At 71.6% G+C, this 14,415-nt stretch carries 13 protein-coding genes and 1 tRNA gene; 9 read left to right on the forward strand and 5 right to left on the reverse strand.

Annotation, left to right across the window (positions count from 1 at the left end):
• Positions 1 to 32: 32 nt before the first annotated feature.
• Together ACFWV2_RS22805 and ACFWV2_RS22810 are read right to left on the reverse strand one after the other, a co-directional pair.
• Positions 33 to 1,304, reverse strand: coding sequence for an MFS transporter (locus ACFWV2_RS22805; RefSeq protein ID WP_384407076.1), 1,272 nt, complete (start codon positions 1,302 to 1,304; stop codon positions 33 to 35).
• Positions 1,305 to 1,630: 326 nt separating this feature from the next.
• Positions 1,631 to 3,148, reverse strand: a complete 1,518-nt coding sequence (locus ACFWV2_RS22810; RefSeq protein ID WP_384407078.1) for a potassium/proton antiporter — start codon at positions 3,146 to 3,148, stop codon at positions 1,631 to 1,633.
• Positions 3,149 to 3,407: 259 nt separating this feature from the next.
• On the opposite strand from ACFWV2_RS22810, the gene ACFWV2_RS22815 reads away from it, so the two are divergent.
• Positions 3,408 to 6,167 carry a penicillin acylase family protein gene (locus tag ACFWV2_RS22815; protein ID WP_384407080.1) on the forward strand — a complete coding sequence of 920 codons (2,760 nt, stop codon included), beginning with the start codon at positions 3,408 to 3,410 and terminating at the stop codon, positions 6,165 to 6,167.
• Here ACFWV2_RS22815 and ACFWV2_RS22820 read toward each other — a convergent pair.
• Positions 6,157 to 6,762 (reverse strand): 5-formyltetrahydrofolate cyclo-ligase, encoded by a 606-nt coding sequence (locus ACFWV2_RS22820; RefSeq protein ID WP_384407082.1) that lies wholly within the window; start codon positions 6,760 to 6,762, stop codon positions 6,157 to 6,159. The genes ACFWV2_RS22815 and ACFWV2_RS22820 overlap by 11 nt on opposite strands.
• A 104-nt stretch (positions 6,763 to 6,866) precedes the next feature.
• Between ACFWV2_RS22820 and galU the strand changes: the two genes are divergently transcribed.
• From galU to ACFWV2_RS22855, 7 genes are all read left to right on the forward strand, one after another.
• Positions 6,867 to 7,778 (forward strand): UTP--glucose-1-phosphate uridylyltransferase GalU, encoded by a 912-nt coding sequence (gene galU, locus ACFWV2_RS22825; protein WP_360793833.1) that lies wholly within the window; start codon positions 6,867 to 6,869, stop codon positions 7,776 to 7,778.
• Positions 7,779 to 7,782: 4 nt separating this feature from the next.
• Positions 7,783 to 9,141, forward strand: a complete 1,359-nt coding sequence (glp, locus tag ACFWV2_RS22830; protein ID WP_384407084.1) for a gephyrin-like molybdotransferase Glp — start codon at positions 7,783 to 7,785, stop codon at positions 9,139 to 9,141.
• 57 nt (positions 9,142 to 9,198) lie between these two features.
• Positions 9,199 to 9,684 carry a cyclic pyranopterin monophosphate synthase MoaC gene (gene moaC / locus ACFWV2_RS22835; RefSeq protein ID WP_384407086.1) on the forward strand — a complete coding sequence of 162 codons (486 nt, stop codon included), beginning with the start codon at positions 9,199 to 9,201 and terminating at the stop codon, positions 9,682 to 9,684.
• A complete protein-coding gene (locus ACFWV2_RS22840; protein WP_384407088.1) occupies positions 9,681 to 10,238 on the forward strand; it encodes a molybdenum cofactor biosynthesis protein B in 558 nt (185 codons plus the stop codon). Before moaC ends, ACFWV2_RS22840 begins: the two co-directional genes overlap by 4 nt.
• Entirely contained in the window at positions 10,235 to 10,846 is a 612-nt protein-coding gene (locus tag ACFWV2_RS22845) for a GNAT family N-acetyltransferase (RefSeq protein ID WP_384407090.1), read from the forward strand. Before ACFWV2_RS22840 ends, ACFWV2_RS22845 begins: the two co-directional genes overlap by 4 nt.
• Positions 10,847 to 10,983: 137 nt before the next feature.
• Positions 10,984 to 12,000 (forward strand): gephyrin-like molybdotransferase receptor GlpR, encoded by a 1,017-nt coding sequence (glpR, locus tag ACFWV2_RS22850; RefSeq protein ID WP_384407092.1) that lies wholly within the window; start codon positions 10,984 to 10,986, stop codon positions 11,998 to 12,000.
• Between the two features lie 91 nt (positions 12,001 to 12,091).
• A tRNA-Ala gene (locus ACFWV2_RS22855) sits at positions 12,092 to 12,165 on the forward strand.
• A 75-nt stretch (positions 12,166 to 12,240) separates the two neighbouring features.
• On the opposite strand, the gene ACFWV2_RS22860 is transcribed toward ACFWV2_RS22855, so the two are convergent.
• Positions 12,241 to 12,720, reverse strand: coding sequence for a GNAT family N-acetyltransferase (locus ACFWV2_RS22860; RefSeq protein WP_384407094.1), 480 nt, complete (start codon positions 12,718 to 12,720; stop codon positions 12,241 to 12,243).
• A gap of 50 nt (positions 12,721 to 12,770) precedes the next feature.
• On the opposite strand from ACFWV2_RS22860, the gene ACFWV2_RS22865 reads away from it, so the two are divergent.
• On the forward strand, positions 12,771 to 13,574 hold the full coding sequence (locus tag ACFWV2_RS22865) for an exodeoxyribonuclease III (protein ID WP_384407096.1): 804 nt from the start codon (positions 12,771 to 12,773) through the stop codon (positions 13,572 to 13,574).
• Between the two features lie 9 nt (positions 13,575 to 13,583).
• On the opposite strand, the gene ACFWV2_RS22870 is transcribed toward ACFWV2_RS22865, so the two are convergent.
• On the reverse strand, positions 13,584 to 14,222 hold the full coding sequence (locus ACFWV2_RS22870) for a MerR family transcriptional regulator (RefSeq protein WP_384407144.1): 639 nt from the start codon (positions 14,220 to 14,222) through the stop codon (positions 13,584 to 13,586).
• Positions 14,223 to 14,415 lie beyond the last annotated feature (193 nt).

The raw sequence follows: 14,415 nt of genomic DNA on the forward strand, positions 1-14,415 counted from the left end.
AACGACGATCCATAGTGACGCATTCCGCGGCATCAGTCCACCGCCACCGGCACGCGGTGACCGATACCACGTGCCGCGACCCGGCTCGTCTCGCGCGGCGCGAGCCGCGACCGCAGGGCGAGGAGCGTGCCGAGGGCGAGCGCCGTGCCGACCATCGGCACCAGGAATCCGGTGCTGGAGCCGTGGACGTCGGCGAGGCGGCCGGCGACCGTGACGGCCGCGGCCTGTCCGAGCGCGACGGCGCCGGTGAGCCACGTGAACGCCTCGGTACGGGCGGACGCCGGGATCAGGGTCTCGACGATGGTGTAGCCGGTGATCAGGGCGGGCGCGATGCACAGGCCCACGACCAGGCCCAGGGCGCCGAGGAGCAGCACCGAGTGCGCGGTCCACAGCAGGGACGCGGCGACGGTGAGGCCGGCGTATCCGAGGATCAGGCGGCGGCGGGGCCCGGTCTTCCAGGCGACGGCGCCCATGGCGATGCCCGCGAGCATGTTGCCGGCGGCGAAGACCCCGTACAGGAGGCCGTTGGCGCCCGGGTTGCCGATCTCCTCGGTGAAGGCGGTGAGGGAGACCTGCATGCCGCCGAAGACGGAGCCGATGCCGAGGAAGGCGACGATCAGGACGCGGACGCCGGGGATCGAGAGGGCCGAGCGGTGGGGCTCCGCCGACGCGGCGGCGGCGACGCCGAAGGCGGGCTGGGTGGCGCGCTGGGCGGCGAAGAACAGTCCGCCGAAGAGGGTGAGGGCGGCCTCGGCGATCAGACCGGCGGCCGGGTGGACGCCGGTGCACAGGGCGGTGGCGAGGACGGGGCCGACGACGAACGTGAACTCGTCCGTGACCGACTCGAAGGCCGCGGCCGTCGGCATCAGCGGGGTGCCGTCGAGCTTCGCGGCCCAGCGGGCCCTGACCATCGGGCCGACCTGCGGCACGGAGGCACCGGCGGGCACGGCGGCCAGGAACAGTGCCCAGAGCGGGGCCCCGGTCAGCGCCAGCACCACGAGCAGGGAGACGGACGCGGTGTGGATCAGGACGCCGGGGATCAGGACGGTGCGCTGGCCGAGGCGGTCGGCGAGCTTGCCGCTCTGCGGTGCGAACAGCGCCATGGAGACGCCGGTGACGGCGGCGACGGCGCCGGCGCTGCCGAAGGAGCCGGTGGTGTGCTGGACGAGCAGGACGATGCCGATGGTCAGCATCGCGAAGGGCTGCCGGGCGGCGAAGCCGGGGAGCAGGAAGGACAGCGCACCGGGTGTGCGCAGCAACTGGCCGTAGCCGGGTCGCTTGTCCGAGATGACCGTGGACGCCACGGTCCTGGCCTTTCTGCCGCCTGGTAGCGCGCCCCAGCACGGTGGTGCGGGTGTCGCCGAGAGCTGTCCTCATGCGCGTCACTGCGGTAGATACCGGGCCGGCCCCACTGCGGAGGGGCGCCACGGCCGCCATACGGTCGCGCCAGCTCTGCGTCAGGCAGAGTTGGTTCGATCAGGTGTGCCTTCATGGTACAGGGAGGAGCGCCTTCTTGCCTGGGAAAACGCTCCTGCCCCGGAAATGGTGCCTCGGATCAACCGGATGGTCACCCGGATGACCATCCGCATGCCACCCGGGCGCCCACCCGGACCTTCGCTCAGCCGGACGGCTATTTCTCCTGTCGGCCGTGGCCGTGCCGATGGAACCGCATCGCCGCGCCCGAGGGCGTGGACGCCGCCGTGGCGCCCCCCGTCCCCAGCCATCCGGCGAGCTTGCCGCCCTGGCCGACCGCGCGCAGGCGCCGTTCGGTGGCGTCCCGTACCGGGTCGGTGGCGACGACGAGGAGTTCGTCGCCGCGCCGCAGGACGGTCGCGGGCCCCGGTACGAAGCTCTTGTCCTCCCGTACGACGAGGGTGACGGCCGCTCCGGCCGGTAGGCGCAGCTCGGCGACCTCGACGCCGTGCATCCGGGAGCCCGTGGGGATGGCGACGGAGAGCAGATGGCCGCGCAGCCGCTCCAGGGGGGCGGACTCGACGCCGAGGTCGGAGGCCCCCGAGGAGTCGCCGAGCTTCAGTGCCTTCGCGAGCCAGGGCAGGGTCGGGCCCTGGACGAGGGTGTAGACGACGACGAGGACGAAGACGATGTTGAAGATCCGCTCGCTGCCCTCGATCTCCGTCACCATCGGGATGGTGGCGAGGATGATGGGGACGGCTCCGCGCAGTCCCGCCCAGGACATGAGGGCCTGTTCCTGCCAGGGGATGCGGAAGGGCAGCAGGCTGACCAGGACCTCCATGGGCCGTGCGACCACGGTCAGGACCAGGCCGATGACGACGGCGGGCCAGAAGTCGTGGACGAGCTCGTGCGGGGTGACGAGCAGGCCGAGCAGGACGAACATGCCGATCTGGGCGATCCAGCCGAGGCCCTCGGCGAAACCGCGGTTCGCGGGCGCGTGGGGCAGCTTGGCGTTGCCGAGGACCATCGAGGCGAGGTAGACGGCGAGGAAGCCGGAGCCGTGGGCCATGGCGCCGGCGGCGTACGCGACGACGGCGATGGCCATGACGGCGATCGGGTAGAGGCCGGAGGCGGGCAGGGCGATGTGCCGCAGCCCGTAGGCGCCGAGGAAGCCGACGGCGAGGCCGACGGCGACGCCGATGGCGAGTTCGAGGGCGATCGTGCCGACGAGGACGTACCAGTGGTCGACGGGGCCCGCGGTGGAGAAGGCGATGACGAGGATGACGACGGGGGCGTCGTTGAAGCCGGACTCGGCCTCCAGGACGCCGGTGACCCGGGCGGGCAGGGGCACCTTGCGGAGCACGGAGAAGACCGCGGCGGCGTCGGTGGAGGAGACGACGGCGCCGATGATCAGGGCCTGTCGCCATTCGAGGCCGACGAGGTAGTGGGCGGCGGCGGCCGTGATGCCGACGCTCACCGCGACGCCGACGGTGGAGAGGACGACCGCGGCGGGAAGCGCCGGCCTGATCTCCTTCCACTTCGTGCCGAGGCCACCCTCGGCGAGGATCACGACGAGGGCGGCGTAGCCGATGACCTGGGTCAGTTCGGCGTTGTCGAAGGCGACGTTGCCGATGCCGTCCTGGCCGATGGCGATGCCGATGCCCAGGTAGAGCAGCAGGCTGGGGAGGCCGCTGCGGGAGGAGATCCGGACGGCCGCGACCGCGATCAGCAGCACGAGGGAGCTGATGAGCAGGAGTGCGTTGAGCTCGTGGACAGTCAGTGGCCGTTCCTTCCCCTTACACGCAGCTGGATCGTTCCTCCAGCGGCCGACACTTCGTTACCTTACCTAATCTTTAACGTTTTCTTGACGCCGTCTTTGCGTTCGCTCGCTCGTCAGTACGGTTCTCTTCCTGACACCGCGTCCGGGCCGTCCGGACGCTGCGCCTAAGGTTGCACCCGTACTCCAGGACCACCCTGCCCCTCGAAGGACAGCGATGCCCTCCAACACGACCGCGCCTCCCGCCAAGAAGAAAGGGCGGCGCGCCCGCCTGATCCTCCTCGTCCTGGTCCTCGCCCTGGTCGCGGGCGTCGGATTCGGCGGGTACTGGGGTGTGAGCTCCGTCCGGGCCTCGTTCCCGCAGACCACGGGCGAAATCCGGCTCGACAGACTTTCGGGCCAGGTCGAGGTCAAGCGCGACGCGAACGGCGTCCCGCAGATCTACGCGGACACCGAGGCGGACCTCTTCCGCGCCCAGGGCTACGTCCAGGCGCAGGACCGCTTCTACGAGATGGACGTCCGGCGGCACGTGACCGCGGGCCGGCTCTCCGAGATGTTCGGCGAGAGCCAGGTCGAGACCGACTCCTTCCTGCGCACGCTCGGCTGGCGCCGGGTCGCGCAGGAGGAGTACGACAAGGTCCTGTCGGCCGAGACGAAGAAGTACCTCCAGGCGTACGCGGAGGGCGTCAACGCCTATCTGAAGGGCCGGGCCCCCGCCGACGTCTCGGTCGAGTACGCGGCCCTGGCCCTCACCAACGACTACGCGATCGAGCCGTGGACGCCGGTCGACTCGGTGGCCTGGCTCAAGGCGATGGCCTGGGACCTGCGCGGCAACATGCAGGACGAGATCGACCGCTCGCTGATGACGAGCCGGCTGAGCGCGGACCAGATCAGGCAGCTGTACCCGGAGTACCCGTACGCGCTCCACCAGCCGATCGTCTCGCAGGGCGCCGTCGACGAGGACAGCGGGAAGTTCGACCCGGAGGCCGAGGCGACCGAGGGCGACGGGGCGACCACCGGCGAGACGCCGGGGAACGGGCCGGGCGGCTCGGGGTCCGACGACTCCTCGGACTCCTCCGGCGCGCAGTCCCAGCTCGGCGCGCTCTCCGAGGTCCTCGACGGCGTCCCCGCCCTGCTCGGCCCCAACGGCAACGGCATCGGCTCCAACTCCTGGGTCGTCTCCGGGCAGTACACGACCTCCGGCAAGCCGCTGCTCGCCAACGACCCGCACCTCGCGCCCCAGCTGCCGTCCCTCTGGTACCAGATGGGTCTGCACTGCCGTTCGGTGTCGGCGACCTGCCGCTACGACGTCTCGGGCTACACCTTCTCCGGCATGCCCGGTGTGATCATCGGACACAACGACAAGATCGCCTGGGGCTTCACCAACCTCGGCGCCGACGTCACCGACCTCTACCTGGAGAGGATCGGCCCCGACGGCTACCTCGTCGACGGCAAGGTCAAGCCCTTCACGGTCCGCGACGAGATCATCAAGGTCGCCGGCGGCAAGGACCGGAAGATCACCGTCCGCGCCACCGAGCGCGGCCCGCTCGTCTCCGACCGCTCCACCGAACTGGAGAAGGTCGGCCAGAAGGCCCCCGTCGGCAACGCCGCCCCCGACCGCGGCACCGGCTACGGCGTCTCCCTGCAGTGGACCGCCCTCCAGCCCGGCAGGTCGATGGACGCGGTCTTCGCCCTCGACCGCGCCAAGGACTTCACCACCTTCCGGGCCGCCGCGAAGAACTTCGAGGTGCCCTCCCAGAACCTGGTCTACGCCGACACCGAGGGCAACATCGGCTACCAGTCCCCCGGCAAGATCCCGCAGCGCTCCAAGGGCGACGGCACCCTGCCCGCTCCCGGCTGGGACTCCACGTACAAGTGGAAGGGATACATCCCCTACGAGCAGCTGCCCTACGAGTACAACCCGAAGCGCGGCTACATCGTCACCGCCAACCAGGCCGTGATCGACTCCACGACCTACCCCGACCTGCTCACCAAGGACTGGGGCTACGGCTCGCGCAGCCAGCGGATCAACGACCTCATCGAGTCGAAGATCAAGGACGGCGGAAAGATCTCGTCGGACGACATGCGGACCATGCAGACGGACAACCGCAGCGAGATCGCGACCCTGCTCAACCCGCTCCTGCTGAAGATCGACATCTCCGACCCGTACGTCCGCGAGGCGCAGAAGCTCCTGGAGGGCTGGGACTACACCCAGGAACCCGACTCGGCCGCCGCCGCCTACTTCAACGCGGTCTGGCGCAACGTCCTCAAGCTCGCCTTCGGCAACAAGCTGCCCAAGGAGCTGCGCGTCGAGGGCGACTGCATCAACGTGCGCCCGGCCGACGCCACCGGCCCGGTCGACGAGCAGAACAAGCTCGTCCGGGAATGCGGCCAGCGCGACCCCGACACGGCGCAGCCGGACGGCGGCGACCGCTGGTACGAGGTGGTCCGCCCGCTCCTCAAGCAGGAGAAGAGCGAGTGGTGGACCACCCCCGGCAACCGCCTGGACTCGGCCACCGAGACCCGTGACCAGCTGCTCGCCCGCGCCATGAAGGACGCGCGCTGGGAGCTGACGGCCAAGCTCGGCAAGGACGTCTCCACCTGGAGCTGGGGCCGGCTCCACCAGCTGACCCTCAAGAACCAGACCCTCGGCATCGCCGGACCCGGTGTCGTGCAGCAGCTCCTCAACCGCGGCCCGTGGAACCTGGGCGGCGGCGAGGCGGCCGTCGACGCCACCGGCTGGAACGCGGCCGGCGGCTACGAGGTGATCTGGGTGCCGTCGATGCGGATGGTGGTCAACGTCGGCGACTGGGACAAGTCCCGGTGGATCAACCTGACCGGCGCGTCGGGCCACGCCTTCCACTCGCACTACACCGACCAGACCGACGCCTGGGCCAGGGGCGAGCTCTACGACTGGGCCTACGGCAAGGCGGCGGTCGACGCGGCGACGAAGGACACGCTGGTCCTCAGGCCGTAGGACCTGTCGGGAAACGGGTGACCCCCTGCGGGGTCACCACCGCGTGCACGGGGTGGTCGTGCGGTTCCTCCGGGACCCGCGCGACCACCTCGTCCGTGTAGAGGAGCACCACCAGGGCGGGATCGGCACCCGCGCGCGTGAGCCGGGCGAGCACCCGGTCGTACGAGCCGCCGCCCCGCCCGAGCCGCATCCCGCGCCCGTCGACCGCGAGGCCCGGCAGCAGGACGGCGCCGGCGGCGCACACGGCGTCGGGGCCGAGCCGCGGCCCGACGGGTTCGAGAAGTCCCCGCCCGGCCTTCGCGAGCCGCTCGGGACCCTCGTACGCGGCCCAGTCCAGGTCGTTGTCGGGGAGCAGGACGGGAAGCAGGACCCGCACCCCGCGCGCGTGGAGGGCGTCGAGCAAGGCGCGCGTGCCCGGCTCGCGGCCCACCGACACATAGGCGGCGACGGTGGACGCCTCGGCGAGTTCGGGGAGTTCCACCCCGTGACGGGCGAGCGATTCGGCCGTACGAGTCAGGGACTCGGCGTCCAGCGTGGCGCGGGCGGCCAGAAGTCGACTGCGCAGCAGGGTCTTTTCGGACATCTCAGATGACATGACGGCCTCGTGTGCATTCACAAAACTCTGGTAACTGTCTTTATGTGGAGGAAGTTAACCGAACCCACATCTTCCTCTCATTCCGAACGACTAAGGTGCACCGCATGAATCAGTCGCTCCCCAGGCTCGGCCGGATCAGCAAGGCTGTCATCCCGGCCGCCGGCCTCGGTACCCGCTTCCTCCCGGCCACCAAGGCGACGCCGAAGGAGATGCTGCCGGTCGTCGACAAGCCGGCCATCCAGTACGTCGTGGAGGAGGCCGTCGCGGCGGGCCTCTCGGACGTGCTGATGATCACCGGCCGCAACAAGCGTCCCCTGGAGGACCACTTCGACCGGAACTACGAGCTGGAGGAGGCCCTGAGCCGGAAGGGCGACGCCGAACGCCTCTCCAAGGTCCAGGAGTCCAGCGACCTCGCCACCATGCACTACGTGCGCCAGGGAGCCCCGCGCGGCCTCGGCCACGCCGTGCTCTGCGCCGCCCCGCACGTCGGGGATCAGCCCTTCGCGGTCCTCCTGGGCGACGACCTGATCGACCCGCGTGACCCGCTGCTCGCGCGGATGGTGGACGTCCAGGAGCGGGAGGGCGGCAGCGTGATCGCGCTCATGGAGGTCGAGCCCTCGCAGATCCATCTGTACGGCTGCGCCGCGGTCGAGGCGACGGTCGACTCGGACGTCGTCAAGGTGACGGGACTGGTCGAGAAGCCGGAGGCGGGCGAGGCCCCCAGCAACTACGCGATCATCGGCCGCTACGTACTGGATCCGGCCGTCTTCGGGATGCTGCGGGAGACCGAACCGGGGCGCGGCGGGGAGATCCAGCTGACCGACGCCCTGCAGAAACTCGCCTCGGACGAGAAGATCGGCGGCCCGGTGCACGGCGTCGTGTTCAAGGGGCGCCGCTATGACACCGGTGACCGCGGTGACTATCTGCGTGCCATTGTCAGACTCGCGTGCGAACGTGAAGATCTGGGACCGGACTTCCGGGCCTGGCTCCGGAGATACGTCAGCGAGGAGATGTAGAGCCTTGAGCAGCAGCACGGCACCGTCGCCGCCCCACGACGACCACGACCCCGGGCCGGGGGCCGGCGACCCGTGCGCGGGCCCCGCGCGCGGTCTGTGGTCGGTGGACGAGCACCTGGCCGACATCCTCGCGGCGGTCGGCCCGCTCGAACCCATCGAGCTGCAACTCCTCGACGCGCAGGGCTGCGTCCTCGTCGAGGACGTGACGGTGCCGGTCGCGCTGCCCCCCTTCGACAACAGCTCCATGGACGGGTACGCGGTCCGCGTCGCGGACATCGCCGGCGCCACCGAGGAGTACCCGGCCGTCCTCACCGTCGTCGGCGACGTCGCGGCGGGCGCGCACGGCCTGCCCGAGATCGGCCCCGGCCAGGCCGCCCGCATCATGACCGGCGCCCCGCTGCCGCCCGGCGCCGAGGCCGTCGTCCCCGTCGAATGGACCGACGGCGGTACGGGCGGGGGCGCGGCCACCGGCATGACCGCCGCGAGCGCCGCCCCCGAGGGCGCGGCCGGCGAGGTCCGGGTGCACCGCGCAGCGGAGGCCCGCGCCCATGTCCGCGCCCGCGGCAGCGACGTACGGGCGGGGGAGCTCGCCCTGGCGGCGGGCACGGTCCTCGGGCCGCCCCAGATCGGCCTGCTCGCCGCGATCGGCCGGGGCACCGTGAAGGTCCGCCCCCGCCCCCGGGTGGTCGTCATGTCCACCGGCAGCGAGCTGGTCCAGCCCGGCGAGCCGCTGGGCGAGGGCCAGATCCACGACTCCAACAGCTTCGCGCTCGCCGCGGCCGCCCGGGACGCGGGCGCCCTCACCTACCGGGTCGGCGCCGTCGCCGACGACGCGGAGTCGCTGCGCGCCACCATCGAGGACCAGCTCATCCGGGCCGATCTGATCGTGACCACGGGCGGGGTGAGCGTCGGCGCGTACGACGTGGTCAAGGAGGCGCTGACCGCCGACGGGCAGGTCGACTTCCGCAAGCTGGCCATGCAGCCGGGCAAGCCGCAGGGCTTCGGCGCGATCGGCGCCGAGCAGATCCCGCTCCTCGCCCTGCCGGGCAACCCGGTCTCGTCGTACGTCTCCTTCGAGCTGTTCGTACGCCCCGCGATCCGCGCCCTGATGGGCGTCGAGGACCTGCACCGGCCCCGCGCGCGGGCGGAGCTCGTCGCCGACGAGGCCCTCTCGTCACCCGCCGGGCGGCGGCAGTTCCTCCGGGGGACGTACGACGCGGAGGCGGGCACGGTGACTCCGGTGGGCGGCGCGGGCTCCCATCTGATCGCGGCCCTCGCGCACGCGGACTGCCTCCTCGTGGTCCCGGAGGACACGGAGACCGTGGAGCCTGGCACCGAGCTGGAAGTGGTCCTCCTCGGCTGAGGGGGCGAGGGTGGGGGTACGGTGTCGTCCCACACAGCGACCGGGAGTGTCACGGCCATGAGCACGCAGCAAGGTCTCACCCACATCGACGAGGCGGGCGCGGCCCGCATGGTCGACGTATCGGCGAAGGACGTCACGGCCCGCACCGCCCGCGCCAGCGGGCGGGTGCTCGTCTCGCCGCGCGTGATCGAGCTGCTGCGCGGCGAGGGTGTCCCGAAGGGCGACGCCCTGGCGACCGCCCGCATCGCCGGGATCATGGGCGCCAAGAAGACCCCGGACCTCATCCCGCTCTGCCACCCCCTCGCCGTCTCGGGCGTGACGCTGGACCTCACGGTCACGGACGACGCGGTCGAGATCCTGGCGACGGTGCGGACCACGGACCGGACGGGCGTCGAGATGGAGGCCCTGACGGCGGTCTCGGTGGCCGCCCTGACGGTGGTCGACATGATCAAGGCGGTCGACAAGGGCGCGGTCATCTCCGACGTACGGGTGGAGGAGAAGACGGGCGGCAAGTCGGGGCACTGGACGAGGGCCGAGGCGTGACGCGCGCGGGCCGGGTGGCGGGGACGCACGAGCACGAGGAGCCGACGGGACCGGGCGAGGTTCCGGCGGCGGCCTACCGCGCCCTGGTCGTCACCGCCTCGAACCGGGCGTCGGCCGGGGTGTACGAGGACAAGGGCGGTCCGCTGATCGCAGAGGGCCTGACCGGGATGCGGTTCGCCGTGGACGGCCCGCAGGTCGTGCCGGACGGGTCGCCCGTCGAGGCGGCGCTGCGCGCCGGGGTCGCCGCCGGGTACGACGTCATCGTCACCACGGGCGGGACGGGCATCTCGCCCACCGACGAGACCCCCGAGGTGACCCGCCGGGTCCTGGAGCGGGAGATCCCGGGCATCCCGGAGGCGATCCGCGCGTACGGCCGGGAGAAGGTGCCGACGGCGGCACTGTCGCGGGGCCTGGCGGGCGTCGCGGGAGGCACCCTGATCGTGAACCTGCCGGGTTCGACCGGTGGGGTACGGGACGGGCTGGCCGTCCTGGAGCCGATCCTCCGGCACGCCGTCGACCAGATCCGTGGCGGCGACCATCCGAGACCGTCGTGATCCCGTCCTGGCCGGTGGTCCTCGTGGACGGCGAGGTGGTGCTCCGCCCGATAAGGATGCGCGACCACGCGGCCTGGCGGGAGGTGAACCGGCGCAACCGCGAGTGGCTGCGGCCCTGGGAGGCGACGGTTCCGCCGCCGCCCCCGGGCACCCCGGTCCCGCAGCGGCCGACGTACCGTCAGATGGTGCGCCATCTCAGGTCGGAGGCGAACGCGGGCCGGATGCTGCCGTTCGTCATCGAGTACCGGGGGCGGCTCGTCGGTCAGTTGACGGTCGCCGGCATCACCTGGGGTTCGATGTGCTCGGGGCACGTGGGGTACTGGGTGGACAGCGAGGTGGCCGGGCGCGGGGTGATGCCGACGGCGGTCGCGCTCGCCGTCGACCACTGCTTCCGCGCGGTCGGGCTGCACCGCATGGAGGTGTGCATCCGCCCGGAGAACGGGCCTTCGCGCCGGGTCGTGGAGAAACTGGGATTCCGTGAGGAGGGGCTGCGGCCCCGCTATCTCCACATCGACGGCGCGTGGCGGGACCATCTGGTCTTCGCGCTGACGGTGGAGGAGGTGCCGGAGGGGCTGATCCGCCGCTGGCATCAGACAAGAATAAAATAAGTGTTCGAATTCAATCAGTAGGTGACGCGCAATCGATCTGAACAATCACAAAAAACTTCAGTGATATCAGCCAGATCGTGCGACACACCGGCCCAATTGGCCGATGCCGTCACGCGAACCCCTCTACCGTGTGAAGCGTGAGCAGCAGCGGCCTCATCTACGCAGTCATCGTCGGGGCCTGGGCCGCCTACTTGGTGCCGATGTGGCTCCGCAGGCAGGACGAGCTGAACGAAGCCCGTCCGACGGAACGCTTCAGCACCGCCATCCGGCTGCTTTCCGGACGGGCGGGCATGGAGCGCCGGTATGCCAAGGAGCTCAGGGAGCGGGACCGTACGGCGGAGGGTCCGACGCCCGACGTGGACCCGGACGTCGAGACCGAGCATCTGAGCTCGGTCGACGTCCGGGCCTTCTCCGCGCCCGCGGCCAGGACCGAAGCGCGCCTGGAACTCCCCGAACCGGAACAGGAACCGGCGCCGGCCCGCCCCGCCACCGGAGCCGCCGCCGAGCGCGCCCGCCGGGGCAAGGTCCTCGCCCGCCGCCGCCGCACCACGACGCTCCTCTTCGCGGCCTTCACCCTCGGCGCGGTCGTCGCCGCCGTCGGCGGCATCGCCTTCCTGTGGGCGCCCGCCGTCCCCGCGCTGCTCCTCAGCGCGTACATCGTGCACCTGCGGGCCCAGGAGCGACGCCGCTTCGTCTACGTGATGGACCGGCGGCGCGCCGAAGCGGCGGCGGCCCGGCTGCGCGAGAGCAGGCGCCCGGCCCCCACGCCCGAACCGGCACCCCACACCTCCCAGGCCCCCTCCCCGCAGGAGGCGGACCGGCGCGCCCTGGTCGAGCAGACCGACCACGCGGAGTGGGTCGACCAGCAGCGCGACCGCGGCCCGGCCCGCGGCGACAGCTGGGACCCGGTGCCGGTCCCGCTCCCCACGTACGTCACCGCCCCGGTCGCCCCGCGCGCCACGAGCGGCATCGACATCACGGACCCGGAGACCTGGAGCGCGGCCCGCTCCTCCACGGCGGCCGATCCGACCCCCACCCCGCCCCCGGCCCCCCGCCAGCGCCCCACGGCCCCCCGCCGCTCCCGCGACCACGGCCGCACCCCGCTCTTCGACCAGTACGCGGACGACGACCGCCCCCGAGCGGCGAACGAGTGACCGGCCGGGGGCCCGAAGGCCCCCGGCTGACCTGCGGCGAAAGCGATTTTTGTTCTCGTCGATCGAGATGCTAATGTTTCACACGTCGCAAGGGCCTGTGGCGCAGTCTGGTAGCGCACCTCGTTCGCATCGAGGGGGTCTGGGGTTCAAATCCCCACAGGTCCACAGACACCGGGAATCCCGTCCGATCGCAAGATCGGGCGGGATTTTCGCTTTCCCGTCAGACCAGCGGCCTTCCCGTCAGACCAGCGACTTCGCGAAGCAGCGGCTGTTGGGGTAGTCGCGGTAGTGGCCGAACTTGGCGCAGGGTTCGTAGCCGCTGGACGTGTAGAGGGCTATCGCCTCCGGCTGGGCCGTGCCCGTCTCCAGGACCATGCGGGTGCGGCCGGCCGCGCGGGCGTCGGATTCCAGGGCGGCCAGAATGCGGCGGGCCAGGCCGAGGCCGCGGGCCTCGGGGATCACGTACATGCGCTTGAGTTCGGCGTCGCCGTTCTCGTAGCCCTCGTCGTTCTTGTCCTGGGTGCGCCAGCCGCCGGTGGCGACGGGGTGGCCCTCGGGGGCGTACGCCAGGAGGTAGAGGCCGCGCGGAGGGTCGAACATCCCGGCGTCCAGCGGTGTGACATCGCCCTCGTCGTCGTAGCGGACGGCGTACTCGGCCTGGACGGCGTCGTTGAGTTTGACGGCGTCCGGGTGGTCATAGGGCGTGGGCTGGATGTTCATGCGGAGTAGCGTACATGTATGCGGTGTGCGGGTGTCGGTATTCTCCCCGGATGCTCACTGTGACCTCCGTCAATGTCAATGGTCTGCGCGCCGCCGCCAAGAAGGGCTTCGTGGAGTGGCTGGCCGGGACCTCCGCCGATGCCGTCTGCCTCCAGGAGGTGCGTGCCGAGGAGGCGCAGCTGCCCGTGGAGGTGCGGGCGCCCGAGGGCTGGTTCACCGTCCACGCGCCCGCGGCCGCCAAGGGCCGCGCCGGTGTCTCCCTGTACACGCGGCGCGAGCCCGACCGGGTGCGCGTCGGCTTCGGGTCCAGCGAGTTCGACGGCAGCGGCCGGTACGTCGAGGCCGACCTGCCCGGAGTGACCGTCGCCAGCCTCTATCTGCCCTCCGGCGAGGCCGGCACCGAGCGGCAGGACGAGAAGCTGCGGTTCATGGGGGAGTTCCTTCCCTACCTGAAGGAGCTCAGGGGCCGTGCCGCCGCCGACGGGCGAGACGTCGTCGTCTGCGGCGACTGGAACATCGCCCACCGCGAGGCCGACCTCAAGAACTGGCGGGCGAACAGGAAGAACGCCGGCTTCCTCCCCGAGGAGCGGGAGTGGCTCGGGCGGGTGCTCGATGAGGGTGACGGCGGCTACGTCGACGTCGTGCGCGCCCTGCACCCCGACCAGGACGGGCCCTACTCCTGGTGGTCCTATCGGGGGCGGGCCTTCGACAACGACTCCGGCTGGCGCATCGACTACCAGATCGCCACTCCCCGTCTCGCCGCCAAGGCGGTGAAGGCGTACGTCGAGCGCGCCGCGACCCACGAGGAGCGGTGGAGCGACCACGCGCCCGTGACCGCCGTCTACGAGCTGTAGCCCCGGCGGTTACGGAGCCGGTGTCCCCGGGGGCTCGGGGCGCAGGCGGCGGTCCAGGGCCATCGACAGTTCGGCCTCCACCACGCTCTTCGCGAGCGGACGCAGCCGCCACAGGTCGCCCTCGGCCGCGTGGGTGCGCAGCAGGTCGGTGAAGAGCTCCGCGAGGGCGTCGGCGTGTTCGCGGACGCGGGCGCCCGCCTTGAGGACCTCGGCGAGCGGGACGCCCTCGCGGACGAGGGCGGCGGAGACGTCGAGCAGGCGGCGGCTGATGTGGATGATCTCCTCGCCGTCTGTGACGAGGTAGCCGAGGTCGAGGGCGGCCGCGAGGTTCTCCGGGGTGACCTCGCCGGCGAAGTGGTCGGCGAGCTCCCCGGGGGTGAGGCGGACCGGCTCCTCCTCCGAGGGGGCGGGGAGGGCGAGGACCTCGCGGACGTTGCGGCCGCTCTCGAAGGCGGTGGTGAGGTCGGCGATGCCGTTGAGGGTGTGGCCGCGCTCCAGGAGGGCGGCGATGGTGCGGAGCCGGGCCAGGTGCTGTTCGTCGTACCAGGCGATCCGGCCCTCGCGGCGCGGCGGGGGGATCAGGCCGCGCTCGCGGTAGAAGCGCAGAGTGCGCACGGTGATGCCGGCGGCCGCCGCCAGCTCGTCCATGCGGTACTCGCGTACGCCCTCGTGCGCGCCCCTGCCGGGTGCCGATCCTTCGTCTGATCCTTCAGCCACGCCCGCCAGCCTATGTTGTACCGCCGGTAACTTTCCCTTGCCGTACCCCTACCGCTTGGTAGGGAGCTGCTCTACAGTCCCGACTGTGCCAGTGATTGCTGGCGTGATTGGCCGGGTGCACGGG

The organism is Streptomyces sp. NPDC058671, from assembly GCF_042716475.1.
Taxonomy (GTDB): Bacteria; Actinomycetota; Actinomycetes; order Streptomycetales; family Streptomycetaceae; genus Streptomyces.

Coding starts and splice junctions, on each gene's coding strand:
- ACFWV2_RS22815 (WP_384407080.1), top strand. CDS start 3,408: ATGCCCTCCAACACGACCGCGCCTCCCGCCAAGAAGAAAGGGCGGCGC.
- ACFWV2_RS22820 (WP_384407082.1), bottom strand. CDS start 6,762: ATGTCATCTGAGATGTCCGAAAAGACCCTGCTGCGCAGTCGACTTCTG.
- galU (WP_360793833.1), top strand. CDS start 6,867: ATGAATCAGTCGCTCCCCAGGCTCGGCCGGATCAGCAAGGCTGTCATC.
- moaC (WP_384407086.1), top strand. CDS start 9,199: ATGAGCACGCAGCAAGGTCTCACCCACATCGACGAGGCGGGCGCGGCC.
- ACFWV2_RS22860 (WP_384407094.1), bottom strand. CDS start 12,720: ATGAACATCCAGCCCACGCCCTATGACCACCCGGACGCCGTCAAACTC.
- ACFWV2_RS22865 (WP_384407096.1), top strand. CDS start 12,771: ATGCTCACTGTGACCTCCGTCAATGTCAATGGTCTGCGCGCCGCCGCC.
- ACFWV2_RS22870 (WP_384407144.1), bottom strand. CDS start 14,222: ATGGACGAGCTGGCGGCGGCCGCCGGCATCACCGTGCGCACTCTGCGC.